Below are 24,174 nucleotides of genomic sequence, written 5' to 3'. Positions count from 1 at the left end.
AGTCAAATCTTCCATATTCAGCTTCACTCTTTCGTGCAAAGCGTAACTTTGCCGTTTTTTCTGGTCAGACCAGCATCGACTGACGCCGCGGCAAGCAGCCATTACACAAACGGCAGCAGGTAAATAGAGTTCGATGCTTGACCCTGCCGGCGGCATTACAGCCTGGATGATCGGCGGATTCAGTAAAATCATAGGTTGCGAAGCGTTACTGTTGCTCGCGAGCCGTCGCCGGAGCGGTGCGCTGTGTCATTGAAATGGGGTAATGTATTTCCGTAGACCCAGCCATATCGGCCACTTGCCAAGCCGCGAAGGCAGTTGCATGAGATTGACCGGCACTGGCAGGGTCATCGCAGCGACGGCGAGAACCGCGGCAGTCCGAGAAGAAATATTCGTTATCCGCTCCTCCAGCCCGTCCTCTCGAGCCACCACGACAATAGATCATAGCCCTTGAACCCGCGCTGCTCGGCGTGTTCATTCGCCATTCAAGTAGCTTCCACAGCGAGACGCAATGACCAGAACCCCAGTGTTTCCGACCGCCACGCCGCCGCAGCCGGAGAAGCGGCCGATCTTCGACACGCATCACGGCATAACGCGGACGGACGATTATGCCTGGCTGAGGGCCGCCAATTGGCAAGAGATGTTCAGGGATCCGTCCCTGCTCGACGGCCAAATCCGCGCCCACCTCGAAGCCGAGAATGCTTACCAGGCGGCGCTGATGGCCGATACGGTCCAACTGCAGAAGCAGCTTTTCGCGGAAATGAAGGGACGCATCAAGGAAGACGATTCTTCCGTGCCGATGAAGGACGGACCTTACGCCTACGGCTCCTCCTTCAAGCTTGGCGGCCAGCAGCCGCGTTATTTCCGCACGGCGCGTGACGGCGGCGACAAGCAGATATTGCTCGACGGCGATGCCGAGGCCGAGGGCAAGCCCTATTTCCGCCTGGGCGGCGTCGATCATTCGGACGACCACAGCAAGCTGCTCTGGGCCTTCGACGACAAGGGTTCCGAATTCTACACGCTGCGCGTCCGCGATCTGGCCGGCGGCAACGATCTGGCGGACAGGGTCCCGGACACCGGCGGCGGCGGTGTGTGGGATGCCGGCAATGACGGTTTTTTCTACACCCGCCTCGACCCCAACCACCGTCCTTCCAAAGTGCTGTTCCATGCGCTTGGCGACGGTCCTGAAAACGACCGGCTGATCTACGAGGAGACCGATCCCGGCTTCTTCATGGATGTCGGTGGCACGCGCTCCAACGAGTGGATCATGATCGGCATCAACGATCATGAGACCTCGGAATACCGCATCATGAGCGCCGACGATCCGTTCGCAGAGCCGAAGCTGGTTGCGGCGCGCCAGACGGGCCTGCAGTACGAACTCGAGGAAGGCGGCGACATCTTCTTCATCCTCACCAATGCCGACGGCGCCAAGGACTTCAAGATCATGACGGCGCCGGCCCATGATCCGGTGCGCGCCAACTGGCAGGAACTGGTGCCGCACGAAGCGGGCCGGCTGATCCTTTCGGTGATCGGCTTCAAGGACCACATGGTCCGGCTCGAGCGCAAGGAAGGCCTGCCGCGCATCGTCGTGCGCGACCGCAAGAGCGGCGAGGAGCACCTGATCTCCTTCGACGAGGAAGCCTTCTCGCTCGGCCTGTCCGGCTCCTACGAATACGACACCGAGATCATGCGCTTTTCCTATTCGTCGATGACGACCCCGGCGCAGGTCTTCGATTACAACATGCGCACCCGCGAGCGGGTGCTGCTCAAGACCCAGGAAGTGCCGTCCGGCCACGACCCGGAGCACTACGTCACGCGCCGGCTGATGGCGCCTGCCGCCGACGGCGAACTGGTGCCGATCTCGCTCCTCCATCACCGCGACACACCGCTCGACGGGTCCGCCCCTTGCCTGCTTTACGGCTACGGATCTTACGGCATAGCCGTACCCGCCGCGTTCAACACCAATCTGTTTTCGCTGGTCGACCGCGGCTTTGTCTACGCGACAGCCCATGTTCGCGGCGGCAAGGACAAGGGCTATGGCTGGTACGACGACGGCAAGCGGGCGAACAAGATGAACACGTTCACCGATTTTGTCGCTGCCGCCCACCACCTTGTCGCCGAACGCTATACACAGCATGACCGCATCGTTGCGCAAGGCGGTTCGGCCGGCGGCATGCTGATGGGCGCGGTCGCCAACATGGCGCCGCAATGCTTCGGCGGCATCGTCGCCGAGGTTCCCTTCGTCGACGTGCTCACCACCATGCTCGACGCCAGCTTGCCGCTGACGCCGCCGGAATGGCCGGAATGGGGCAATCCGATCGCGTCAGCGGAGGATTACCGGACCATCGCCGCCTACTCGCCCTACGACAATGTCGCCGCACTCGACTATCCGCCGATCCTGGCGCTGGCCGGCCTGACCGACCCGCGCGTCACTTATTGGGAGCCGGCCAAATGGGTGACGCGGCTGCGCGACCGCAAGACAGGTGGGAATCCGGTGCTGTTCAAGATCAACCTGGATTCAGGCCATGCCGGCGCCTCCGGCCGGTTTTCAAGACTGGAGGAAATCGCCTTCACCTACGCCTTCGCGCTCAAGGTGACGGGCAAGGCCGAGCTTGCGGCGTGAACATCGGCGGATGAGCGGTCATTGCCTTCCGTTCCGCGACGTGGCTTCATTGGCGGTGAGAGTTGCGGAGCCCACCAATGATCGATCTCGCCACGTTGATAGCTTATGTCGCGGTTGTGCTTGGCTTTGTCTTTATCCCGGGTCCCGCCACTCTTCTGACGGTGGCGCGGGCAACCAGTTCCGGAACCAGGGTGGGCATTGCGACCGGCGCCGGGATCGCGGCCGGCGACGTGGTTCACACCTTCATGGCGATCGTCGGCATTTCGGCGATCATTGCCACGTCGGCGGCGCTTTTCAGCATCGTGAAGTACATCGGCGCAGCCTACCTCATTTTATCTCGGCATTCGCGCGATCATCGAGAAAACGCCGGCCTATCCGGCCGCCGGCGCACTTGCGATCCCCGCTGCCAAAGCATTTCGGCAGGCTGTTTTGACCGAGGTTCTCAATCCCAAGACCGCGCTTTTCTTCCTCGCATTTCTTCCGCAGTTCGTGCGGCCTGAAAACGGATCGGTGATGCTTCAACTGGCGATATTGGGCGTCATCTTTGTTCTGTTGGGCCTCGTCAGCACGGTGGTTTTCGCCGTGGGTGCGGGCGGCCTCGGTGCATTCCTGCGCCGAAACCCGACGGTGCTGAGATGGCAAGGCAAGGCTGTCGGCGGTATCTATTGCGCCTTAGGCGTCCGGCTGGCGCTGCAACAGCGCTAGGGTCTCGACAGGCGACGAGCCGTACGAGGCTTCGGATAATGGGCAGGCACAGCTGATTTTCCGCTCGCAATTGCAAAGGCCGCGCGCTACCCAGTGCGCGGCCTTTTCACAGCCGCGCCAACACACAATCACCCAGGGATCTGCCATGTTGCTCGTCGATGTCTATCTCGACAAATCGCCCATCCAGGGCATCGGCGTCTTTGCCAAGAACCACATTGCCCGCGGCACGCTGGTCTGGAAGCTCGACCCGAAATACGACCGGCGCATCGAGGTAGCGGCCTACGAGCGGGAAACCGGGCCGGTCAGAACCTATCTCGACCGCTACGCCTATCCGGACCGGCGCGACCCGAATTACATCGTCTTCGAAGCCGACGATGCGCGCTACATGAACCATGCCGACAGCCCGAATTGCGACGTCTCGCAGCCGGAGGAGACCTATGCCTTGCGCGACATTGCGCCCGGCGAGGAAATGACCTGCGACTACAATCACTTCTTCGAAACCGGCTTCGACTTTCTCGGCGACCGCTGACGCAACAGCTGTCAGCTCGCCGGCTTCTTGCGAGCCGGATAGCCGTTGGGATGCGGCGGCACGGCTTTCAGGTAGGCGGCGATCGCCGCGCGGTCCTCCGGGGTCAGCACGGCCATGTTCCGCTGCACGTCGACCATAGCGCCGCCGACCGTATCGAAATCCGGCGTGAAGCCGGTTTCGAGATAGTTGGCGATGTCGGCCTCGGACCAGTCCGCGATGCCGCCCTCGCCCGACGTGATGTTCGGCACGATGCCGCTGCCTTCGGCGGCGGCCGCACCTGCAAGCCATTGGCTCTTCCTGGTGCCGCCGGCAAGATCCCGCGGCGTGTGGCATTCGCCGCAATGGCCGGGGCCTTCGACCAGATAGCGGCCTGTCAACACCGGATCCGGTGTGCCGTCGGGAAAGGAAACGACCGGCTGGTCACTCAAATAGAGCAATTTCCACAGACCAAGGCCGCGTCGGACGTTGAAGGGAAATGCCAGCGAATTGGCGGGCGCCTTGCCGGCGACCGCGGGTAACGTCTTCAGGAATGCATAGAGATCGGCAATGTCGGCCGGCTTCATGCGCGCGTAGGAAGTATAGGGAAATGCCGGATAGAGATGCTCGCCCGACGGCGACACGCCCTTCAGCATGGCGTTGGCAAGATCCTCGACCGACCAGGCGCCGATGCCGTCCCTGGTATCCTGCGAGATGTTCGGCGGCACGAAGGTGCCGAATGGCGTCTTGAGTTCAAGGCCGCCCGCCAGCTGAAGACGGGCGTCGCCTTGCGAGCCAGGCTTGGCATGACAGGATGTGCAGCCGCCGGCGTAGAAGATGCGCTTGCCCCTGGCCGCGTCGCCAGGACCAAGCTCAGCCAGCGTTGCGGCATCGAGCCTGACCGGAGCCGACAGGAACCAGCTGGCAATCGCGGCCGCGCCGCCCAGAACGAGGGCGGCGCCGACAAGTTTCTTCAGCAAGCGCATTGCCCGCTATCAGCCTTTTTTCACCCTGTAGTTTTGATGACAGTTGCCGCAGCCGCCGCCGATGGTGTTGAACTGCGCCTTCAACGCGTCGGGATCCGCAGGTGCTGCGGCGACCGCCGCCTTGACGTCGGCGAGGTACTTGCCTTCAGCCGTCTTGAAGCCGGCCATGTCCTGCCAGATTTTTGGGGACGCCGTCGTGTCGCCGGTGTCGCTGCCCGCCGGGAAAAGCGTGTCGACGCCGGCATGGAATTTCTCGGCATTGACCTGCAGTGCCTGCAACGCCGTCAGCACCGAAGCGGCGTCGTAGGGCGTCTCGCCCTTGACCACTTTCGACAAGCCGGCGGCGATCTTGCCACGTTCCTTCATCAGGGCCTGCCGGTCGGCTACCGGGTCGGCAAATGCCGCCGAACCGGCGAAGGCGAGCATCGAGATGGCGAGGATAAGCTTTCTCATTCACTTGGCTCCATGTTGAAGGCAATTCAGGATGCGGCCCCACCCCGATGACAAACGGCAAGGATGGCTTAAAAATTCCGACGCTTCGCCTCACGCTTGCGTGAAATTTTTGCAGCTGTCGTTCTGATGCTGAAAAAGAAAAGCCCCGGTTCTGCCGGGGCTTTCTGGAACGGATCAGGCCTTTTCGTAGAGTTCGAGCACATAGTCCCAGTTGATGAGACTGTCGACGAAGGCTTCGAGATATTTCGGCCGGGCGTTGCGATAATCGATGTAATAGGAATGTTCCCAGACATCGACGCCGAGGATCGGCGTCGCGCCATGGACGAGCGGGTTCTCGCCATTCGGCGTCTTCGAGATCGCCAGCTTGCCGTCCTTGACCGAGACCCAGGCCCAGCCCGAACCGAACTGGGTGGTGCCGGCGGCGATGAAGTCGGCCTTGAACTTGTCATAGCCGCCAAGGTCGCTGTCGACCGCCTTTTGCAATGCGCCCGGCAGCTTGTTGCCGCCGCCGCCCTTCTTCATCCATTTCCAGAAATGGATATGATTGTAGTGCTGGGCGGCATTGTTGAAGAGGCCCGCATTCTTGCCGAAGGACTGTTTGACGGCCTCTTCGACCGACAAATCGCCCATGCCCGCCTCGGCGGCCAGCTTGTTGCCGTTGTCGACATAGGCCTTGTGGTGCTTGTCGTGATGATATTCCAGCGTTTCCTTGGACATATAAGGCTGCAAAGCCTCGTAATCATAGGGCAAGGCGGGCAATTCAAAAGCCATCGGTCGTACTCCCTCGTGGAAAAATCCGGTGTCGATACCGGACTAACATAGGACTGGATTGGTCTGGAACAACTCCGGAAACGAAGCGCCGGCCGCTTTTTAGCGGGTCAGCCGGGCGAAGTCGAATGCGCCCATTCCCAATAGAGTTCGCGCGCCTTCTTGGCCACCGGTCCCGGCTGCAGATTGCGATCCTCGATACGGGTGACCGGCACGACTTTCGAGTGGTTTCCCGTCGAGAAGATTTCGTCCGCCTCCAGGAAGTCGCGGATCGACAGCGTCTTTTCCGTCGTCGTGAAGCCGTATTCGCCTAGCAGGGCCATGGTGCGCGCGCGGGTAATGCCGGACAGGAAGGTGCCGTTCGGCGCCGGCGTCAGGACATGGCCGTCCTTGACCAGGAAAATATTCGAGGTCCCGGTCTCGGCGACATTGCCCAGCATGTCGAGCACGAGCGCATTGTCGAAGCCGCGCATCTTGGCTTCTAGGATGGCCCGGCCGTTGTTGGGATAAAGGCAGCCGGCCTTGGCGTTGGTCGGCATGGTTTCGATGGTCGGGCGCCGGAACGGCGACACCGTCACCGAAAACCCCGCCGGCGAGATCATCGGCGATTCGTAGAGGCAAAGGCAGAAACGCGTCGAGGCCGGGTCGGCCGGGACGCCCATATAGCCGCCATGCTCGGCCCAATACATCGGCCTGATATAGACCGCCGTCTTGCCGTCGAACTTCTTCAGCCCGTCCCAGGTCAGGCCGACGATCTTGTCGGTGCTCATCGTCGGCTTCAGGCCGAGCGCGATCGCCGAGGCGTTCACCCTCGCTGCATGGCGATCGAGATCGGGAGCGACGCCCTCGAACCAGCGGGCGCCGTCGAACACGCTGGTGCCGAGCCACATGGCGTGGCTGCGCGGCCCTAGAATGGCAACATTGCCCTCGTACCAGTCGCCGTCGACGAAGGTCCATGTCGCGGATTGCGCCGCAGTCGCCAGTGTCATTGCCAGGTTCCGTTCGATGCTTGTTGCGGCGCATTGGAAGATGCTTTGGCGGCCGCCGTCAACCGGCTTGGCTGAGATTTGTTGAGGCCAGCGGGCTGGCGGACTGCAATCAGCGCTTGCGCCTTGCCTTACGCGGCCTCAAAACTATCGAATGCAGTTCGCGGCTTACGTTTTCGACGCCTATGGCACGCTGTTCGACGTGCATGCGGCCGTGCGCCGTCACGCCGACCAGATCGGGCCGGACGGCCAGTTGCTGTCCGAGATCTGGCGCGCCAAGCAGCTGGAATATTCCTGGGTCAGGACGCTGATGGGGGCCTATGCCGATTTCTGGCAGCTCACCGAGCAGGCGCTCGATTTCGCCCTGAGCAAGGTTCCGTCCGCCGATGCCGGGCTGAAGGCGAAGCTGCTCGAGGCTTATTGGCGGCTGGACTGCTATCCGGAGGTGCCGGCCGTGCTCAAGGCGCTCAAGGCATCGGGAGCAAGGCTGGCGATCCTGTCCAACGGTTCGCCTGAAATGCTGCAAGCGGCCGTCAAGTCCGCCGCGCTCGACCAGGTCCTGGACGACGTCTATTCCGTCGACAGCGTCAGGCGCTTCAAGACCGATCCGTCGGTCTACGACATGGTCACCACGGGCTGGCGCCTCTATCCGGGCGCTGTCTCTTTCCAGTCATCCAACCGCTGGGACGTCGCCGGCGCCACCAAATTCGGCTTCAGGACGGTGTGGATCAACCGCGCCAATCAGCCAGAGGAATACCGGGATTTTCCACCGGCCCTGATCCTGCCGTCCCTTGAAGGTCTGGTCGCCGGGGGGTGACACCGGACATGTTGCCTCGGCGCAACAGTGACGATCCAGTCACAGCTTTGCCTTTGTTTGTCCACCCTGCGGCCAGAATTGGAACCGCCTATCGCGCCGGGCATTGCTCGGGCAACCGCGCGCAACCGGACGCATTTATGCTTTGTTGCGATTTGAGACTTAAAAAAGGCAATCATGTTCACACCCCCATCGTCCTCTTTTCGCCTGAGCCGTCGCGGTTTTCTCAACGCAGCAGCCCTCGGCGCCGCCTCGGTCGCGGTCTCCAGTTGCACCACGCTGTCGCAACAACCGGTCGAGCCACCGCCGCCGACCTATGTCGAGCCGGCGCTCGGCGACTATGTGACGATGTATGGGCCGATGTCGGATGGCGGCTTCGAGCTGCCGGCCATACCGGTCGACAAGATCGACCCGCAGTTCCTGCGCCAGATCGTGGACGATCCGACCGGGCAGCAGCCGGGCACCATCGTCGTCGACACGACCAATCACTTCCTCTACCTGGTGCGCCCGGGCGGCCAGGCGATCCGCTATGGCGTCGGCCTCGGCCGCGCCGGCTTCGAATGGTCGGGCGATGCCGTGGTCCAATGGAAGCAGAAATGGCCGAAATGGACGCCGCCGGACGACATGATAGCGCGGCAGCCGGAGTTGAGACCCTACAGCGCCGAGAATGGCGGCATGCCCGGTGGGCTCAAGAACCCGCTTGGCGCGCGGGCGCTTTATCTCTTCCAGGGCAACCAGGACACGCTCTACCGCTTGCACGGTTCGCCGGAATGGCGGTCGATCGGCAAATCGGTGTCGTCGGGCTGTGTTCGCCTGATGAACCAGGACATCATCGATCTCTATGATCGTGTGCCGAACAAGACCCCGGTCGTGGTGACGGCCGACATCGGTCAGCCGATGGTGGCGACAGCAAACCGCAAAGCCATTCCGATCGACGCCGGCGTGCCGGAAGGATCGATCCTGCTCGGCCCGATAAAATCGATCACAAACTCTATCTTCTGAATTGGGCGAAAGCGCGGGCGGGATCTTCCTCGCTCCTGCTAGTTTTGCTGAGCGTCGGCGTGGCCCGCTTTTAGGTCCGATGGTTACGCAGAGCAGCGGATTTTGCCGCGCTCTGTGCAGACGCCGCCGGTAGACAGCTCATGACCCGAACCGCCCCTCCCAAGGCGATTTGGTAGCCCAAAAGCTGACCTCTAGCGGAGCCGGCGGTCGTGATCCGCAACGGACATTTGGACCGTCAGAGACGTCATATTGCCAGACGTTGCATGGCTCGCTGGCGCACTCGCGAGACATCATTCGAAAAAGTTAAGCCTCATAGTAGTGTAGTTCGAGCAGCAGGCACCCGGTCTGCGACCGGAAGGGACCGTGATAGACGCCAGGCGGCCGGCAGGCGTAGGTGTTCGGGGCAAAACTCGGAGACGCCTCTTCGACCGAAGTTCCGCCAACGATGAGATCTCCCGATACGAGATAGACTTCTTCCCAGTATTCATGCACGAACGGCATCGTCGTATAGGCGCCTGGTGCAAACCGAAGCAGCCGCGTCCGATTCCCGGTCTTGCCTGCCTCGTCGAGCCGGCCGGCAAGAATCTTCTGCTCGATGCCGGACGGGTAACCAGGCGGCGAATGCCAGCCATCCCCGGTCATGTCGATGGTGTGAAATTCCTTATGTTCCTTTCGGATGGGCATCGCAAACCTCAAGCGGCAGCCAGAGCGGCACGGTCGACCTCGTCTTCCAGCGAATAGCTGTCCAGCATCTGATCGACGAGCTGCGTGCAGCGGTCCCAGTCGAAGGTGCGGAAGCTGTGCCCCTTGGTCACGAAGGTGGCGCCTGCATAGAACATCTCGTATTGCAAGTGGCGCGAGGCGAACTCCGACCCGACCGCATCCCAGGCCAGCTTGAAGAATTTTACCCGGCCCTCCGACGAGAGGACCGGCGATTGCTGCGTCCTTTCAATCAGACTGCGCAGCTCCGGATCGGCGAAATCCTGGACGGAGGACGGCAGCATGATCAGTCCGCCGCCCGCCAACTCGCGCAAGGCCAAAATCACCCCGGCATAGAGCTGCTGTGTCAGCACCTGAGCCGAATAGAGCGTATGTGCGTCGGGCACGAAATAGCCGCCAAGCATGCTGCCCTTCACCTCCATGGCGTGCACCAGCGCGTCGACCATGGTGTTCTGCGCCGCCAGCGCTCCCAGCGTCTCGCGCACCTGCGGAAAGTTGATGACGCCATTGGTCTCGGCGATGCGCCGGGCGATGCCGACGAGAAAGCGCATCTTCACCATCAGGCGGATCTGTGCCTGATAATTCTGGAACACATGCGCCGGGGTGGCATGGAACTGCCGCTGGCACATGGCGATGTCCTGGTTGATGAAGACGCGGTCCCAGGGAACTTTCACATCGTCGAAGTAGAGCACGGCATCGTTCTCGTCGAAGCGGCTGGCGAGTGGATTGTCGAAGACACTGACGGCGCTCTCCTCGTAGGATTTGCGCGACAGGATCTTCAGCCCGCCGGCATTCATCGGCACGGCGAAGGACACCGCATAAGGTTCGTCGCCCTCGCGCAGTGGCTGGATGCAGGTGACGAACACCTCGTTTGCCATGATGCCGCCGGTCGCCAGCATCTTGGCGCCGCGGATCGTCAGGCCTGCGGCGTCCTGGTCGACGATGCCGGCGGTGAGAAAACGGTCCTGCTGCTCGCCCGTCGGCTTCGAGCGGTCGGCCTGCGGATTGATTATGACATAGGTGAGATAGAGCTCATTGTCCCGGGCGTAACGGTAATAGTCAGCAAGCGCCGCGGCGCGCGGCTTGTCGTAAGCCTCGAAGACCTCGATTCCCATGAACATGCCGGAAATGCAAGAAGCGACATGGTCCGGCGCGCGGCCGAGAAAGCCATAATGAAGCTCCGTCCAGGCTTCCAGCGCCTTGCGCCGCTCGACAAGGTCGGCATGGCTGCGCGGCAACTGCCAGATGCGGTTGGCCCGCTGTCCGCCACTTTCGGGAACCTCGAAGGTCATCAGCTCCCGGTTGTCCGGTCGCGCCTGGAAATCGTAGAGCGCGCCGACCGACCGGATGGTCTGGCGGAAGGCTGGATGCGCGGTGACGTCGCCGGCGCCCTGGCCATTGATGTAGACTTGCCTTCCATCCCTCAGCATCTCGATATGCTGCGCCCCGGTCTTGATCATCTTACCCTCCGCGATCAGTAGTGCCCAAGAAATCAATAATGGATGTCGAGCGGCCAAAGCGGCGCCGTGAACTCCGTTGGCTGCAGTGATGCGTAGCGCCCCTTGCTGAAAACCAGCGCCTGCCGGTCGGCGAAGGACCGGAAATGCTTCACCCTGGCGATGAACAGCACGTGGTCCCCGGCTTCGTGCCTGGCCCACGGCTCGCAATCGAACAGCGCCGCCACGCCGGGTAGCACCGGGGCGCCGGAGCGGCCCTGCTCGAACCGCACTCCTTCCCACTTGTTGGAAAGCGGCTTGGCGAAGCGGTTGGAAATGTCCTTCTGGTTTTCCGAGAGAACGTTGACCGTGTAACTGGCAGCCTTCCCCCAGAGCGGCAGGCTGGCTGAACGACGGTCAATGCTAAAAAGGACGAGGGGCGGGTCGAGAGACAGCGAGTTGAACGAGCTTATCGTCATGCCAAGTTGCTCGCCGTCAGCCAGACAGGTGACGACGCAGACGCCGGTCGGAAATTGTCCAAGCGCCTGCCGGAACGCGCGCACGTCGAAAGCCGTTTCTCCTTCGATGATCATGCCCGGCCCTTTCGGCATCGATTTGTTAGGTCACAAAAATCAATTCACCAATTCCGCTGGCCAACTGCCCGCCGCCACTGTGTGTTCCGACCGTTCGGCCGCATTGCCGATGCGAGCGCCGCGGCCCCTTTTTCACTGCGTCACCACCGCCGGCCCGCGCGCGGTTGCAACCGCGCCCCAGCCTGCCGCCCTCGGCAGCCGTAGGGCGACCAGCGTCCGCGCCAGATGCTGGGCAACGGCTGCGGCCGCCTGTTCGGGCTGTCCGCGGCGTATGCCCTCGACGATCGCTGCATGTTCGGCAAGCACCCTGTCGCCGCGCCCACCGGAGATTGTGACGGCGTGCACGCCCATCCGCAACTGACGATCCCGCAGGCCCTCATAGAATTCGGCGAGCACCGGATTGCCAGCGGCGCGCACGATCGTGCGATGAAATTCCCGGTCGCGCTCAATGAACGCAACAGGGTCGTGCTGCACCTCCATCTGGAGGGCGACCAACCTGTCGAGTTCCACGGCAAGCATGTTGCCGAAGCCGGCGGCCTGTCGCGCGCACCACTCCTCCACCAGGCTCCGGGCCTGCATGACCGCTTCGATCTCCGCCTCGGTAATCGGCGGAACATAGGCGCCCTTCTTCGGCACGATCTGCAGGAAGCCGTCGGCTTCGAGCCGCAACAGAGCTTCGCGCACCGGCGTCCGCGACGTTCCCGTCTCGCGACAGACTTCCGCCTCGGTAAGGAACTTGCCCTCGCGGCTGGGCAAGGTGAGCACATGCTGCTTCAGCCAGCGGTAGACCACGTCCTGCGCAGCATCGCTTCGTTGACCTATCGCAGTGCGTTCTGATTGATGCCGCTCGCTCATAGACATCATGTATACATGTTGTTGATTAGAATTTCAAGCAACTTGCCACCTGGCTGCGCCGAGCGCCAACGTCAGGAATTTGCACACCTTGGCGGGTCGGCACGTTCAGCCTTCAGCTTATGACAAGGCTCTGGAACTCCCCGCCGGATAGAAAGCGGTCAGGGCAAACGCGTATTTTGTCGCTCCTGCCATTCAGGAAGTCCGGCCGCTCTTGGCGGTCGATCGGCAAGTCGGTGTCGTCGGGCTGTGTGCGCCTGATGAACCAGGACATTATCGATCTCTATGATCGCCTGCCGAACAAGACCTCGGTAGTGGTGACAGCCGACATCGGCCAGCCGATGGTGTCGACAGCAAACCGCAAAGCCATTCCGATCAAGCCGGCGTGCCGGAAGGATCGATCCTCCTCGGCCCTATAAAATCGATCACAAACTCTATCTTCTGAGCTGGTCGAAAGCACAGGGGCGGGATCTTCCTCGCTCCTGCTGGTGTTGCCGAGCGTCGGCTTGCCCGTACCGGCGCCCGCCTTTGGATTTGATGCTTACGTTGAGCAGCGGATTTTGCGGCGCCGTGTGCAGACGCCACCAGTGACAGCTCATGACCCCAAAAGGACATTCGGCGCGTGGCAATCAAACTTCAGTTTCGAGGCTCAAGCGGTCGTTCTGCCTCGAGCCGGCGGTTGCAGGTTGTTGGGTGTCGCTTTGTAGCCCGGAGTCCCATTGGCCGGACAGCGGCTTCGGGTCCGAAGCGCGACATTGTCGGCGACAGTCAGAAAGGTCTCGAAATGGCGCATAGCCGCCGTCCGCTGTCCTCCAGATCTGGCTACTGGCGCTTGATGCCAGGACAGAATTTGCCCACACCGATGCCGCCTTCGGGTCCGATGCCCCTCACCTGCCCCTCGACAAGCTCCCCAAAATGCCGCGGACGATCGCTCGTCCGACCGACGAACCGACCGAGCGCACCACCGACTTGATTGCCGCCTCCGCCACCGTCTGACGGTTGGAGGGCCGCGGCGCCCGCCGGCCACCGCTGGGCTGAGGAGCGGGCTCGTCATTGCCGAAACCGGGAATGGTCCAGCGCGAACGGCCTGCGTCCTGTTGCTGCGCCTGTGCCTCCTGGGCGTCCTTGGCCTTCTTCTGCAGCATCTCGAAGGCCGATTCGCGGTCGATGGTCTGATCGTATTGTCCCGCAACCGGGCTCTCGGTGATCTGCTTGCGGCGCTCGTCGGGCGTGATCGGGCCAAGGCGCGAGGACGGCGGGCGGATCAGCGTCCGCTGCACCATGGACGGCACGCCCTTGGCTTCCAGCGTCGAGACCAGCGCCTCGCCCGTGCCGAGCTGCGTGATCACGGTTGCGCAGTCGAAATCGGGATTGGGTCTGAACGTCTCGGCCGCCGTCCTGACGGCCTTCTGTTCGCGCGGCGTATAGGCACGAAGTGCGTGCTGCACCCGGTTGCCCAGCTGGGCCAGGACCGTTTCAGGGATATCCAACGGATTCTGCGTGACGAAATAGACGCCGACGCCCTTCGAACGGATCAGCCGGACCACCTGCTCGACGCGGTCGATCAGCACCTTCGGCGCATCGTCGAACAGAAGGTGCGCCTCATCGAAGAAGAAGACCAGCTTCGGCTTGTCCGGGTCGCCGACCTCGGGCAGTTCCTCGAACAGCTCCGACATCAGCCACAGAAGGAACGTCGCATAAAGCCGGGGATTCATCATCAGCTTGTCGGCGGCGAGCACGCTGATGGCGCCGCGTCCATCGCGCGTGGTGCGCATGATGTCGGCGATCCGCAATGCCGGCTCGCCGAAGAAATTGGCAGCGCCCTGCTGCTCCAGGACCAGCAGCGTGCGCTGGATGGCGCCGACCGAAGGTTTCGTCACATTGCCGTAGCGGGAGCCGATCTCTTCGGCGCGGTCGGCGATATTGGCCAGCAGTGACTGCAGGTCCTTCAAGTCGAGCAGCAGAAGGCCTTCCTCGTCGGCGATGCGGAAGGCGATGTTCATGATGCCTTCCTGCGCCTCGGAAAGGTTCATCAACCGCGACAGAAGCAGTGGGCCCATCTCCGAGATGGTGGCGCGGATCGGGTGGCCCTGCTCGCCGAACAGATCCCAGAAGATGACCGGGAATTCCTGGAATTCATAGGGATCGAGCTTGACCTGCTCGGCCCGCTTGACCAGGAAATCCTGCGCTGTGCCCATCATGGCGATACCCGACAGGTCGCCCTTGATGTCGGCGCAGAATACCGGCACGCCGGCATTGGAGAAACCCTCGGCCAATATCTGCAGGGTCACCGTCTTGCCGGTGCCGGTCGCGCCGGTGACCAGGCCGTGACGATTGCCATATTGCAGCAAAAGCTGTTCGGGCCGCTGATAGCTGTCGTCCGGCTTGCGGCTGGCCCCTATGAAGATACTGGTATCGTCGGCCATGTGTCCGGTCTCCGCAAACCTATAGGGTTGAATGCCCTGATCCCTTGAAGAAAAGGGAGCCCCGCCGCAGGTATAGTGAGGCCATTGCGCAGCGACAATGGGCGTTGTCGAAAATGGCTTTTGGAGCTTGCAGAACCTGCCCATGTTTGGCAATCGGTTGACGGTCACCGTCACGGAAGGCGCGTTGCACGGCATGTGTGCTGCATTGTGATATCGGGCCGGGGACCGTAGACTGACATAGTCGGCCGCTGCGGCCGCTAGAACGAGGAGAACCGATGGGCGCCGGTGCCTTGACCCAGGATGCCGAACTTCCAAACGTCGACCGGCAACGATGGCTGGCGCTGGCGGAGAAGGCGCTGGCCGGCGGGTCCTTCGAGGAAAAGCTCGTCTCGCATACGGACGACGCCATCCGCATCGAGCCGCTCTACGAGCGTTCGGTCACGGCGGAGCCTGTCGTGCGCGCCAACCCGGGATCACCGTGGATCGTCAGCCAGCGCATCGACAATCCGGACATAGGCCGCGCCAGTGCGCAGGCGCTGGAAGACGTCGCGCAGGGTGCCACCGGACTGTCGCTTGTCTTCGAGGGTGCGCCGAACGCCTTCGGCTATGGCTTGCCGAGGACGGCGGAGGCGCTGGAGGGCGTGCTCGACGGCGTGCCGCTCAACCGCATCCAGATCCGCATCGACGCCCATCCCTGGAGCCGTGCCGTGGCCGACTGGCTGGTGGCGTTTTTGACCAAGCGCCGCTCCGACCCGGCAAAGCTCAACCTCTCCTTCGGCATCGATCCGGCGGCGATCTTTGCCGGGACCGGCAGGCTGCGCATGTCGATCGAGGCTTTGCAGGCTTCGATGCCGCAATCGCTGGCGCATTTCTTTTCGATGGGTGTGCCCGGCGTGCTGCTGGAGGCCGACGGGCGGGTATTCCACAATGCCGGCGCCACCGAGGCGCAGGAGCTTGGCACCATGCTCGCCTCGGCCGTCTCCTATCTGAGGCTGTTCGAGAAGGCGCGCCAGCCGCTCGTCTACGCGGCGCCGCATATCGGTTTTGCGCTCAGCGTCGACCAGGACCAGTTCGTTTCGACGGCCAAGGTCAGGGCGTTGCGCAGGCTGTGGGCGCGTGTCCAGGAGGCCTGCTCGATACCGCCCTCCACCGCCAGCATCCATGCCGAAACCTCCTTCCGGATGATGACGGCGGCCGACCCGGAAACCAACATCCTGCGCACCACCATCGCCGCTTTCGCGGCTGCCGCCGGCGGCGCGGATTCGATCGCCATCCTGCCGCACACGATCGCGCACGGCCTACCCGCGGATTTTGCTCGCCGCGTTGCCCGCAACGCGCAACTGATCATGGCCAATGAAAGCCACATCGACCACGTCGCCGATCCGGTTTGCGGTTCGGGCGCCGTCGAAGCGCTGACTGCGGAGCTCTGCGCGGCGGCCTGGCAGGAGTTCCAGCAGATCGAGGCGGAAGGCGGCGTGCTGACCAGCCTTGAGCAAGGCCACATCCAGAGGCGCGTCCAGGCAGCTTCCGCCCGCCGCAACACCGCCTACCAGGCGGGCGAACGGGCGATCGTCGGCACGACGCTGCACCCGTCGAAGACCGAGCGTCCGGTCGAGACGCTGGCGGCGGAGCGGCGGCCTGCCTTCACCGAAGGCGTTGCGGTGTGCGAGCCGCTATTTCCGATCCGCATCGATCAGTCGATCGGAGCCGTGCCATGATCCCGGATTTCAGCCAGATCGCCTGGTCGCCGCCACGGCGGGTGCCGGTCGAGGTCAAAGGCCAGCGGATGACGCCGGAAGGCATCGCCGTCAAGCATCTCTACAACCAAGGCGATCTCAAGGGCTTGCCGCACCTCGATACCTATCCGGGCCTGCCGCCTTTCGTGCGCGGCCCCTATCCGACGATGTATGTCCAGCAACCGTGGACGATCCGGCAATATGCCGGCTTCTCGACCGCCGAAGAGTCCAACGCCTTCTACCGGCGCAACCTTGCCGCCGGCCAGAAAGGCCTGTCGGTCGCCTTCGATCTCGCCACGCACCGCGGCTACGACAGCGACCATCCGCGCGTCGCCGGCGATGTCGGCATGGCCGGCGTCGCCATCGATTCCATTCTCGACATGCGCCAGCTGTTCGACGGCATCCCGCTTAACGAGATGACGGTATCGATGACGATGAACGGCGCGGTGCTGCCGATCATGGCGCTCTATATCGTCGCGGCGGAGGAACAGGGCGTCGCGCAGAAGGATCTCACCGGGACCATTCAGAACGACATCCTGAAAGAGTTCATGGTGCGCAACACCTACATCTATCCGCCAAAACCTTCGATGCGGATCGTGTCGGACATTTTTTCCTACACGTCGAAGCATATGCCGAAATTCAATTCGATTTCGATCTCCGGCTACCACATGCAGGAGGCAGGTGCGACGGCGGACCTCGAGCTCGCCTACACGATTGCCGACGGTATCGAATATGCCCGCGCCGGCGTCGCGGCCGGCCTCGACATCGACCGTTTCGCGCCGCGCCTTTCCTTCTTCTGGGCGATCGGCATGAATTTCTTCATGGAAGTCGCGAAGCTGAGAGCAGCGCGCCTTTTGTGGGCCAGCCTGATGCTGAAGAACTTTTCGCCGAAAGACGAGCGCTCGCTGTCGCTGCGCACCCATTGCCAGACTTCGGGCTGGTCGCTGACGGCGCAGGATCCCTACAACAACATCATCCGAACCATGATCGAGGCGATGGCGGCGACTCAAGGGCATACGCAGTCGCTGCACACCAATTCCTTCGACGAGGCAATGGCGCTGCCGACCGACCATTCGGCCCGCATCGCCCGCAACACACAGCTCATCCTGCAGAAGGAATCCGGCACGACGCGCATCATCGACCCGTGGGGCGGCTCCGCCTATGTCGAACGGTTGACGCATGATCTGGCGGCGCGTGCGCTTGCGCATATCGAGGAGGTCGAGAGCCTCGGCGGCATGGCCGCGGCGATCGAAAAGGGCCTACCGAAGCTGCGCATCGAAGAGGCTGCCGCGCGCACCCAGGCGCGCATCGATTCAGGCGAACAGATCGTGGTCGGTGTCAATGCTCACCGTCCCGGCACGGACATCGAAGTCGACGTGCTGAAGATCGACAATGCCGAAGTCAGGGCGCGGCAATTGTCGAAGCTGCAGCGGCTGAAAGGCACGCGTGACGTCGCCGCCGTCGAGAGCGCGCTCGATGCGCTTACCCGTGCTGCCGGGAGTAACGCAAACCTGCTGGAATTCGCCATCCGGGCCGCACGCGCCAACGCCACGGTCGGCGAGATTTCGCTGGCGCTGGAAAAGGTTTTCGGCCGCCATGTCGCCTCGGTGCAGACGATCTCCGGCGTCTATCGCAACGCGCTCGGCGACAATCCGGTGGTCGACCGGCTGCAGGACAAGATCGTCGCGTTCGAGGAGAAGTCCGGCGGCAAGCCGCGCATTCTGGTCGCCAAGATGGGGCAAGACGGCCATGATCGCGGCCAGAAAGTGATCGCCACCGCCTTTGCCGACCTAGGCTTCGACGTCACCGTCGGGCCGATGTTCCAGACGCCGGACGAGATCGCCAGGCTGGCCGTCGAGCATGACGTGCACATCGTCGGCGCCTCGTCGCTGGCAGCAGGCCATTTGACGCTCATTCCCGAACTCAGGCTTGCACTGAAGAAGCTCGGCCGCGACGACATGCTGATCGTCGCCGGCGGCGTCATCCCGCCGCAGGATTACGACGCAGTCCGGCAGGCAGGCGCCACTGAAATCTTCCCGCCCGGCACGGTCATTCCGGAAGCGGCGGACCGACTGATGGATAGGCTGCTGGAGGCCGGCTGACGCTTTGTTATAATATCCGTTGTAACGAGAAACACGCTGAGTTATAATCAGCGTTGCAACAGGATGCCTCACCATGAACACGACCATTCGCAAGATCGGCAATTCCGAAGGCGTGATCCTGCCGAGGGAGCTTCTCGATCGTCTGAACCTGAAGGCCGGCGACCAGCTTCAAATCGTTGAAACAGGTGACGGTCTTGCGCTGAAGCCGGTGGACGACAGCTTCGAGCGGCAAATGAAAGCTGCCCGCGAGGTCATGGACAAATACAAGGTCGCGCTTCAGAAGCTCGCCGAATGAGCTGGGAGCTTCTGACGCGGCGTGCAGTCGAAGCCATGCACGCGGAGCAGTTGCGCCGACACGGCGGAGCACAAGGCTTGAGGGATGAAAATGCCCTCGAATCGGCGCTCGCTCGCGCCGAAAACAAGGCCAACTGCGGAGACCCGTCGGTTGAGGAACTCGCAGCCACCTATGTCTTCGGCATTGCCAGAAATCATGCCTTTGTCGACGGCAACAAACGCACGGCCATTGTCGCGGCCGGCGCATTTCTGATTGTGAATGGTTATGCCCTGTCGGCCAATGACGGCATGCTTTACGAATTCGTCATGGGCGTCGCCGCCGGCGAAATCGACGAGGCTGGTGCCGCGGCGTTCTTCCGCGATCATGTCGTCAAGCTCGAAGACTAACTGTCGGAGAGCTTGACGATCTCCCATTCCTTGCCGTTGACCACGGCAACTTCGCCGACCTTCTTGCCGAACAGCGCCATCGCCATCGGCGACATATGGGAAATTGTCCCTTTGCCCGGATTGGCTTCGTCCTCGCCGACGATCTTCCAGTGCACCTTCTTGCCGTCGTCGCTTTCCAGGGTGACACCCATGCCGAAACGAACCAGGTCGCTGCCCGGTTCCGGCACCGAAAGCTCGGCGCTTTCACGCCGCGCCGTCCAATAGCGGAGATCGCGCGAGACCAGCGCGATGCGCTCGCGGTCGGCCCTCTTTTCGGCTCTGCCCAGTTCGTCGCGCAGAGCGGCCACCTCGGCATCGATCAGCGCCATGCCGCGTTCCGTGACCAGATTGCGGTGATGGCTGATCGGCCGCTCGCCGATGCCGGCAATGGCGTTTTCGCTGTCTTCCTCGCGGGTGAAGGCCCTGCTCATCTGACGAACTTAGGCTTGGAATGGCGACTCCACAAGCCATTGCTGATGAAGAGGCTAATGGTGAAGATCTGGGTTCAGTACCCGAGATTAGACAGCTGCTTGGGGTGTAAAGCTGACCATGCGAATGCCTCAACTTGGCGCACTATCGCGCTTCGAGGGCCGCAAGGCTAAGGTCCGGTTGCGCAACTAGGTAGCGGAGCCCCTTGGTTCCGACGTCGCCTTGCTCAACGATATTGAAGCCGTGCCGGCCGAGATCCGCTGCAACTTTGTCCAAATCGACGTAACCATGCCGGTGGAGCCGAAAGGTGCTCTTCTGGCGCGGCGGTTTCGCAAAATCGACGATAAGCACACGACCGCCCGGCCTCAGGACGCGGAAGGCCTCTCTGCCGAATTCCTCGCGGCCCTTCTTTGGCAGATGGTGGAACATCAGCGTGCTGAGGACGACATCAAATTCCCCATCCTTGAAAGGCAGTTCCTGAGCGGTGGCGGTCGAGAACCCGACTTGTAGCCCGGCTCGCCGGGCCTTTGCCGTCGCGCGCGCAACCATTTCGACGGAGACGTCGACGCCGTGCACACGCCCCTCCGGCCCCACCTTCTGTCTGGCAAGGAGCGCGGTGGTGCCGGTGCCGCACCCGACATCCAGGACCACTTCTCCCGGTTTCAGCTCCGCAAAGCTTAATATCCTTTCGCGAAAAGCACGTTCGCGACCGAAGGTCAGAAGCCACGCCAGCATATCGTACAGGGCGGCGGAATGAAGCGTGATGCCGACATGCGGCGCCTTCTCCTCGCCGGCGGCCGGTCTGCGGTCCTTGGCGGACAGCCGCCGGTGAGCGCTTTGCCATATCAATAAGCTCGCGACTACGACGAGTGCACCAGCATGAAGCAGGAGGACGGGAACTCCCAAGGAAAAGACCGCATTTGCCTGTCCCAACGAGAAAAATGCCGCGAGCACCACGGCCATTTTGACGAGCGCGACTAGCGCATGCCCTCCAACTATTGTTCCGAAAATACGTTGGTGCATTGCTTTATCTCCGGCCAGCCGGGCATCGCGCCGGGCCTTCCGCAAGAGCATAGGATACTGGACAGTGTGTCCAGTATCAGTTTTACTGGCCACATCGCACCGACGCGCCCAATACTGGACGATTTGGTGTCCTTTGGCCGGAAAAGGATGTTGCCGATGCCAGCCGGACCGATCGACCGTCGGGTCGCCAGGACCCGCAGCCGACTGCAGCAGGCGCTTTTCAGACTGACCGCCGAGAAGGGATATACGGCGATCACGGTCGAGGACATCTGCAGGGAAGCCGATGTCGGCCGCTCGACTTTCTACACGCACTATCCCGACAAGGACTACTTGAGGAAAGCAACGATCGACGAGCATATGAAGGGCTTGCAGGCACGTGGTGCCGAACGCCATTCGCAGAGAAATGCCAAGGGCTTTTCCTTCAGCGGTCCGGTGTTCGAGCATGCTCTTGTCACGCGGGAGATGCACCGTGCGCTGATGGGCGGGAAAAAGCGCGAAATGCCAGAAGAGATCCGCGGCTGGATAAGCAGGCAGGTTCGCCATGAGTTGGCGAATATCCAAGGTGATGAAGGCGGAGTCAGACTTGAGATCGCCACACGCTTCATCGTTGGCGCGTTCTTTGAAGTGATGCACTGGTGGCTTGAGAGGGATACGAAGCTGTCCCCCGCGGAGATCGACCAGACATTCGTGCAACTTGCCTTCAACGGGGTAAATGCGGTGTTCGCCGAGCCAACGAGGATCGAAGAGAGGCTCAAGAGGGGCTTCGTTTGATCGCCCACAGAAGGGCCGAAAGCGATATTCCGTCCTGGCTGGCAAGCTTCAGATTTTCACCACGAGTTCGACCGGGCTAGTCTGGCACGAATCCTGCGGCGTGAGCGTTGGCCGCAAGGGATCTGTGCCGATGTTGAACAGAAGAACGCTGCTTGCGCAGACCACCGGCTTTGCCATCATGAGGCTTTCGCTTGGCAAGGCAGCGGCGAAGAACCTGCCCGGCATTGAGAAAGCCGCGACGCGTGGCGCGATCAACGCGACCGAGCTCGGCGTCCGGCCCGGCGCGCTAGACGATCAGAGCAAGGCTTTCACCAAGCTGCTGCGCGACGCGCACGACCGCGACATGCCGGTGTTCCTGCCGCCGGGGATCTATATCGTTTCCAACCTGTCGCTGCCCGGCCGCGTGCGCCTGTCCGGCGTGCCGGGCGCATCGCGGATCGTCTATGGCGGCAATGGCCATCTCATTATGGCCGAACGGGCCGAGCATATCGAACTCAGCGGGCTGGTGTTCGATGGCAGCAACCGCTGGATGGGCGACTACACGCAAGGCCTGCTCGATCTGCGCCGCATCGCCCATCTGGTCGTCGACAACTGCCAGATGACCGGCAGCGGCAAGAACGGTCTGGCGCTCGAACATGCCTCGGGCCGAATCGAGCGCTCGGCGATATCCGGTGCGGCCGATGCCGGCATCTATTCGGTCGAGGCCGATGGCCTGGAAATATCAGGCAATAGCGTCTCCGACTGCGCCAATGGCGGCATTCTCGTGCACCGCTGGCAGGCGGCGGAAGACGGCACCATCGTCAGCGGCAACCGGATCGAGCGCATCCAGGCGCGCAGCGGCGGAACCGGCCAGAACGGCAACGGCATCAATGCGTTCCGCGCCGGCAACGTCATCATCTCCGGCAATATTGTCTCGGATTGCGCGTTCTCGGCGATCCGCGCCAACAGTTCCAGCAATTTGCAGATCACCGGCAACACCTGCTCGCGTTCGGGCGAGACGGCCGTGTATTCCGAATTCTCGTTCGAAGGCGCCGTCATCGGCAACAACATCGTCGATGGTGCTGCGAACGGTATTTCGATCGTCAACTTCAACGAAGGCGGCCGCATGGGCGTGTGCTCCGGCAACATCGTCCGCAATCTGTCGACCAGCGGTCCCTACCCTGCGGACGCGCCCGGCTTCGGCGTCGGCATCAGCGTCGAGGCCGACACCACCGTTTCCGGCAATGTCGTCGAGAATGCGCCGCTCTACGGCATGCAGATCGGCTGGGGACCGTTCATGCGCAATGTGGTCGCCACGGGAAACATCGTCCGCAAGGCCGGAACCGGCATCGTCGTCAGCGTGGTCGAAGGTGCCGGAACGGCAATCATCTCCGACAACGTCATCGACGGGGTCCAGAACGGCGCGATCGTCGGCCAACGCTGGGCCGAGCGAGTGACCGGTGACCTCGCCGCATCAGGCAATGCCGGCTACGCGCATTTGACCGTCGAGCGCAACCACGTCAGTTGAGGGTGGCCGTCGGCCGGAGCGCGCCGACTTTGGCGCCGATCCGGCTTTCGATGGGCGGATTTGCCTGTTCGATCAATTTCACAGCGAGCGCGTGGTCGGCGTGCAGCAGCTTAGCCAGCACGGCCGCGACCATCACTTCAGCGGCGCGGCCGGCGCCATCGTCGCATTTCAGCGCGATGCCAAGGCCAAGCTCCGGAAGGGCTGCACAAAAAACACCTTCGGCGCCTCCCTTGACGAAAATCCGACTCGGGGCGGCCTCCATCATCGCGACGTCGGACCTGCCCGTGCCGGCGACGAAAAACGGCTCGGCCATGCAGGCAGAAAGCAGCCGCTTCGCCGCCCGGGCGCGCACCGGCTCGAAGCCGGCACCTGTCGCCATGCGGGCAAAGCCAAGGGCAAAGCTGCGCAACGGCACGGCATAGGTCGGAATCGAGCAGCCGTCGGTGCCGCGGTGATCGGCGTCATGGGCAGCACCGGTCACCGCCTGCATCGCTTCGCGCACCATCTCCTGCGAAGCATGGCCAGCCTTGACGTAACCACGATGGGCGATGCCGCTGTGAACGCAGGTGCATAGGAAGCCTGAGTGCTTGCCGGAACAATTGTTGTGCAAGGTGTTCGGCGCACGGCCGGCGCGCGCGAGCGCCAGCGTCGCCCCGTGGCTCGACGGCCAATGCGCGCCGCATTCGAGTGCCGTCTCGTCGAGGCCGGCTTTCGCCAGCATGGCGCGCGCCAGCTCGACATGCGGCGGCTCGCCGGAATGGGAGGCGCAGGCCAGCGCCAGCTCCCGGTCACCGAAGTCGTAGGCATCGGCAGCGCCGCTCTCGACCAGCGGCAACGCCTGGATCGCCTTGACCGCCGAGCGCGGGAACACAGGCTGTGCCGTGTCGCCGATCTCCCAGACGGGCTTGCCGTCGGCGTCGAAGACGGCAACAGCGCCGCGATGGGCGCTCTCGACGATAGCGCCGCGCAAGACTTCGACCAGAACCGGATTTGTCATGTCACCTCCCGCAAATGCGGGCG

General features: G+C 62.5%; 22 protein-coding genes and 2 pseudogenes. 12 read left to right on the top strand and 12 right to left on the bottom strand.

Annotation, left to right across the window (positions count from 1 at the left end):
* The first annotated feature begins 508 nt into the window (after positions 1 to 508).
* The 3 genes and pseudogenes from NKI47_RS16400 (at position 509) to NKI47_RS16390 (ending at position 3,854) form a co-directional block, all read left to right on the top strand.
* Positions 509 to 2,620 carry a S9 family peptidase gene (locus NKI47_RS16400; protein ID WP_352591630.1) on the top strand — a complete coding sequence of 704 codons (2,112 nt, stop codon included), beginning with the start codon at positions 509 to 511 and terminating at the stop codon, positions 2,618 to 2,620.
* Positions 2,621 to 2,697: 77 nt separating this feature from the next.
* A pseudogene (locus tag NKI47_RS16395) lies at positions 2,698 to 3,325 on the top strand (LysE family translocator).
* A 145-nt stretch (positions 3,326 to 3,470) separates the two neighbouring features.
* Positions 3,471 to 3,854, top strand: a complete 384-nt coding sequence (locus NKI47_RS16390; protein WP_352449057.1) for an SET domain-containing protein — start codon at positions 3,471 to 3,473, stop codon at positions 3,852 to 3,854.
* Between the two features lie 11 nt (positions 3,855 to 3,865).
* Here the strand turns inward: NKI47_RS16390 and NKI47_RS16385 are convergent, their stop codons facing one another.
* The 4 genes from NKI47_RS16385 to NKI47_RS16370 all read right to left on the bottom strand — a co-directional run bounded on the left by NKI47_RS16385 (position 3,866) and on the right by NKI47_RS16370 (position 7,026).
* On the bottom strand, positions 3,866 to 4,816 hold the full coding sequence (locus NKI47_RS16385; protein ID WP_352591626.1) for a cytochrome c: 951 nt from the start codon (positions 4,814 to 4,816) through the stop codon (positions 3,866 to 3,868).
* Positions 4,817 to 4,825: 9 nt separating this feature from the next.
* Positions 4,826 to 5,269 carry a c-type cytochrome gene (locus NKI47_RS16380; RefSeq protein WP_352591623.1) on the bottom strand — a complete coding sequence of 148 codons (444 nt, stop codon included), beginning with the start codon at positions 5,267 to 5,269 and terminating at the stop codon, positions 4,826 to 4,828.
* Positions 5,270 to 5,443: 174 nt separating this feature from the next.
* Complete coding sequence (locus NKI47_RS16375) at positions 5,444 to 6,040, bottom strand: superoxide dismutase (RefSeq protein ID WP_023677850.1); 597 nt, start codon at positions 6,038 to 6,040, stop codon at positions 5,444 to 5,446.
* 107 nt (positions 6,041 to 6,147) lie between these two features.
* Positions 6,148 to 7,026, bottom strand: a complete 879-nt coding sequence (locus NKI47_RS16370) for a branched-chain amino acid aminotransferase (RefSeq protein WP_292658468.1) — start codon at positions 7,024 to 7,026, stop codon at positions 6,148 to 6,150.
* A 151-nt stretch (positions 7,027 to 7,177) separates the two neighbouring features.
* Between NKI47_RS16370 and NKI47_RS16365 the strand changes: the two genes are divergently transcribed.
* Both NKI47_RS16365 and NKI47_RS16360 read left to right on the top strand, forming a co-directional pair.
* A complete protein-coding gene (locus NKI47_RS16365; protein WP_352591620.1) occupies positions 7,178 to 7,840 on the top strand; it encodes a haloacid dehalogenase type II in 663 nt (220 codons plus the stop codon).
* Between the two features lie 174 nt (positions 7,841 to 8,014).
* A complete protein-coding gene (locus NKI47_RS16360; RefSeq protein WP_352578407.1) occupies positions 8,015 to 8,839 on the top strand; it encodes a L,D-transpeptidase in 825 nt (274 codons plus the stop codon).
* 303 nt (positions 8,840 to 9,142) lie between these two features.
* Here NKI47_RS16360 and NKI47_RS16355 read toward each other — a convergent pair whose 3' ends face one another.
* The 4 genes from NKI47_RS16355 to NKI47_RS16340 all read right to left on the bottom strand — a co-directional run bounded on the left by NKI47_RS16355 (position 9,143) and on the right by NKI47_RS16340 (position 12,380).
* Positions 9,143 to 9,523: a cupin gene (locus tag NKI47_RS16355; RefSeq protein ID WP_352591617.1), complete on the bottom strand. Its 381-nt coding sequence runs from the start codon at positions 9,521 to 9,523 to the stop codon at positions 9,143 to 9,145.
* A gap of 8 nt (positions 9,524 to 9,531) precedes the next feature.
* Complete coding sequence (locus tag NKI47_RS16350; protein ID WP_352591614.1) at positions 9,532 to 11,019, bottom strand: 4-hydroxyphenylacetate 3-hydroxylase family protein; 1,488 nt, start codon at positions 11,017 to 11,019, stop codon at positions 9,532 to 9,534.
* A gap of 32 nt (positions 11,020 to 11,051) precedes the next feature.
* A complete protein-coding gene (locus NKI47_RS16345) occupies positions 11,052 to 11,588 on the bottom strand; it encodes a flavin reductase family protein (protein WP_352591611.1) in 537 nt (178 codons plus the stop codon).
* A 132-nt stretch (positions 11,589 to 11,720) separates the two neighbouring features.
* Positions 11,721 to 12,380, bottom strand: a complete 660-nt coding sequence (locus NKI47_RS16340) for a GntR family transcriptional regulator (protein WP_352591608.1) — start codon at positions 12,378 to 12,380, stop codon at positions 11,721 to 11,723.
* A 275-nt stretch (positions 12,381 to 12,655) separates the two neighbouring features.
* On the opposite strand from NKI47_RS16340, the pseudogene NKI47_RS16335 reads away from it, so the two are divergent.
* A pseudogene (locus NKI47_RS16335) lies at positions 12,656 to 12,885 on the top strand (L,D-transpeptidase); the annotation flags it as partial.
* A gap of 442 nt (positions 12,886 to 13,327) precedes the next feature.
* On the opposite strand, the gene NKI47_RS16330 reads toward NKI47_RS16335, so the two are convergent.
* Positions 13,328 to 14,866: a helicase HerA-like C-terminal domain-containing protein gene (locus tag NKI47_RS16330; RefSeq protein WP_352591605.1), complete on the bottom strand. Its 1,539-nt coding sequence runs from the start codon at positions 14,864 to 14,866 to the stop codon at positions 13,328 to 13,330.
* Positions 14,867 to 15,141: 275 nt separating this feature from the next.
* Between NKI47_RS16330 and NKI47_RS16325 the strand changes: the two genes are divergently transcribed.
* The 4 genes from NKI47_RS16325 to NKI47_RS16310 all read left to right on the top strand — a co-directional run bounded on the left by NKI47_RS16325 (position 15,142) and on the right by NKI47_RS16310 (position 19,385).
* Entirely contained in the window at positions 15,142 to 16,584 is a 1,443-nt protein-coding gene (locus NKI47_RS16325) for a methylmalonyl-CoA mutase subunit beta (protein ID WP_352591602.1), read from the top strand.
* Entirely contained in the window at positions 16,581 to 18,704 is a 2,124-nt protein-coding gene (gene scpA / locus NKI47_RS16320; protein ID WP_352591599.1) for a methylmalonyl-CoA mutase, read from the top strand. Before NKI47_RS16325 ends, scpA begins: the two co-directional genes overlap by 4 nt.
* Positions 18,705 to 18,777: 73 nt before the next feature.
* Positions 18,778 to 18,999 carry an AbrB/MazE/SpoVT family DNA-binding domain-containing protein gene (locus NKI47_RS16315; protein ID WP_095496758.1) on the top strand — a complete coding sequence of 74 codons (222 nt, stop codon included), beginning with the start codon at positions 18,778 to 18,780 and terminating at the stop codon, positions 18,997 to 18,999.
* A complete protein-coding gene (locus NKI47_RS16310; RefSeq protein WP_352454295.1) occupies positions 18,996 to 19,385 on the top strand; it encodes a type II toxin-antitoxin system death-on-curing family toxin in 390 nt (129 codons plus the stop codon). The genes NKI47_RS16315 and NKI47_RS16310 overlap by 4 nt, the downstream gene beginning before the upstream one ends.
* Here NKI47_RS16310 and NKI47_RS16305 read toward each other — a convergent pair.
* Both NKI47_RS16305 and NKI47_RS16300 read right to left on the bottom strand, forming a co-directional pair.
* On the bottom strand, positions 19,382 to 19,855 hold the full coding sequence (locus NKI47_RS16305; protein WP_352507466.1) for a GreA/GreB family elongation factor: 474 nt from the start codon (positions 19,853 to 19,855) through the stop codon (positions 19,382 to 19,384). The two genes, NKI47_RS16310 and NKI47_RS16305, sit on opposite strands and share 4 nt — an antisense overlap.
* Before the next feature lie 142 nt (positions 19,856 to 19,997).
* Positions 19,998 to 20,816, bottom strand: coding sequence for a class I SAM-dependent methyltransferase (locus NKI47_RS16300; protein ID WP_352591595.1), 819 nt, complete (start codon positions 20,814 to 20,816; stop codon positions 19,998 to 20,000).
* A gap of 21 nt (positions 20,817 to 20,837) precedes the next feature.
* Here NKI47_RS16300 and NKI47_RS16295 point away from each other — a divergent pair, with 21 nt between their 5' ends.
* Both NKI47_RS16295 and NKI47_RS16290 read left to right on the top strand, forming a co-directional pair.
* Positions 20,838 to 21,647, top strand: coding sequence for a TetR/AcrR family transcriptional regulator (locus NKI47_RS16295; RefSeq protein WP_352591592.1), 810 nt, complete (start codon positions 20,838 to 20,840; stop codon positions 21,645 to 21,647).
* Between the two features lie 130 nt (positions 21,648 to 21,777).
* On the top strand, positions 21,778 to 23,154 hold the full coding sequence (locus NKI47_RS16290; protein ID WP_352591589.1) for a TIGR03808 family TAT-translocated repetitive protein: 1,377 nt from the start codon (positions 21,778 to 21,780) through the stop codon (positions 23,152 to 23,154).
* Here NKI47_RS16290 and NKI47_RS16285 read toward each other — a convergent pair.
* Positions 23,147 to 24,151, bottom strand: a complete 1,005-nt coding sequence (locus NKI47_RS16285; protein ID WP_352591586.1) for an asparaginase — start codon at positions 24,149 to 24,151, stop codon at positions 23,147 to 23,149. The two genes, NKI47_RS16290 and NKI47_RS16285, sit on opposite strands and share 8 nt — an antisense overlap.
* Positions 24,152 to 24,174: the final 23 nt, after the last annotated feature.

Origin of the sequence: Mesorhizobium sp. M0633, from assembly GCF_040320645.1 — a bacterium.
GTDB lineage: Bacteria > Pseudomonadota > Alphaproteobacteria > Rhizobiales > Rhizobiaceae > Mesorhizobium.
Note: the sequence above shows the minus strand (reverse complement) of the source record. Positions and strands in the feature narration are given on the sequence as shown.

Coding starts and splice junctions, on each gene's coding strand:
- NKI47_RS16400 (WP_352591630.1), top strand. CDS start 509: ATGACCAGAACCCCAGTGTTTCCGACCGCCACGCCGCCGCAGCCGGAG.
- NKI47_RS16390 (WP_352449057.1), top strand. CDS start 3,471: ATGTTGCTCGTCGATGTCTATCTCGACAAATCGCCCATCCAGGGCATC.
- NKI47_RS16385 (WP_352591626.1), bottom strand. CDS start 4,816: ATGCGCTTGCTGAAGAAACTTGTCGGCGCCGCCCTCGTTCTGGGCGGC.
- NKI47_RS16380 (WP_352591623.1), bottom strand. CDS start 5,269: ATGAGAAAGCTTATCCTCGCCATCTCGATGCTCGCCTTCGCCGGTTCG.
- NKI47_RS16375 (WP_023677850.1), bottom strand. CDS start 6,040: ATGGCTTTTGAATTGCCCGCCTTGCCCTATGATTACGAGGCTTTGCAG.
- NKI47_RS16370 (WP_292658468.1), bottom strand. CDS start 7,026: ATGACACTGGCGACTGCGGCGCAATCCGCGACATGGACCTTCGTCGAC.
- NKI47_RS16365 (WP_352591620.1), top strand. CDS start 7,178: ATGCAGTTCGCGGCTTACGTTTTCGACGCCTATGGCACGCTGTTCGAC.
- NKI47_RS16360 (WP_352578407.1), top strand. CDS start 8,015: ATGTTCACACCCCCATCGTCCTCTTTTCGCCTGAGCCGTCGCGGTTTT.
- NKI47_RS16355 (WP_352591617.1), bottom strand. CDS start 9,523: ATGCCCATCCGAAAGGAACATAAGGAATTTCACACCATCGACATGACC.
- NKI47_RS16350 (WP_352591614.1), bottom strand. CDS start 11,019: ATGATCAAGACCGGGGCGCAGCATATCGAGATGCTGAGGGATGGAAGG.
- NKI47_RS16345 (WP_352591611.1), bottom strand. CDS start 11,588: ATGATCATCGAAGGAGAAACGGCTTTCGACGTGCGCGCGTTCCGGCAG.
- NKI47_RS16330 (WP_352591605.1), bottom strand. CDS start 14,866: ATGGCCGACGATACCAGTATCTTCATAGGGGCCAGCCGCAAGCCGGAC.
- NKI47_RS16325 (WP_352591602.1), top strand. CDS start 15,142: ATGGGCGCCGGTGCCTTGACCCAGGATGCCGAACTTCCAAACGTCGAC.
- scpA (WP_352591599.1), top strand. CDS start 16,581: ATGATCCCGGATTTCAGCCAGATCGCCTGGTCGCCGCCACGGCGGGTG.
- NKI47_RS16315 (WP_095496758.1), top strand. CDS start 18,778: ATGAACACGACCATTCGCAAGATCGGCAATTCCGAAGGCGTGATCCTG.
- NKI47_RS16310 (WP_352454295.1), top strand. CDS start 18,996: ATGAGCTGGGAGCTTCTGACGCGGCGTGCAGTCGAAGCCATGCACGCG.
- NKI47_RS16305 (WP_352507466.1), bottom strand. CDS start 19,855: ATGAGCAGGGCCTTCACCCGCGAGGAAGACAGCGAAAACGCCATTGCC.
- NKI47_RS16300 (WP_352591595.1), bottom strand. CDS start 20,816: ATGGCCGTGGTGCTCGCGGCATTTTTCTCGTTGGGACAGGCAAATGCG.
- NKI47_RS16295 (WP_352591592.1), top strand. CDS start 20,838: ATGCCCTCCAACTATTGTTCCGAAAATACGTTGGTGCATTGCTTTATC.
- NKI47_RS16290 (WP_352591589.1), top strand. CDS start 21,778: ATGTTGAACAGAAGAACGCTGCTTGCGCAGACCACCGGCTTTGCCATC.
- NKI47_RS16285 (WP_352591586.1), bottom strand. CDS start 24,151: ATGACAAATCCGGTTCTGGTCGAAGTCTTGCGCGGCGCTATCGTCGAG.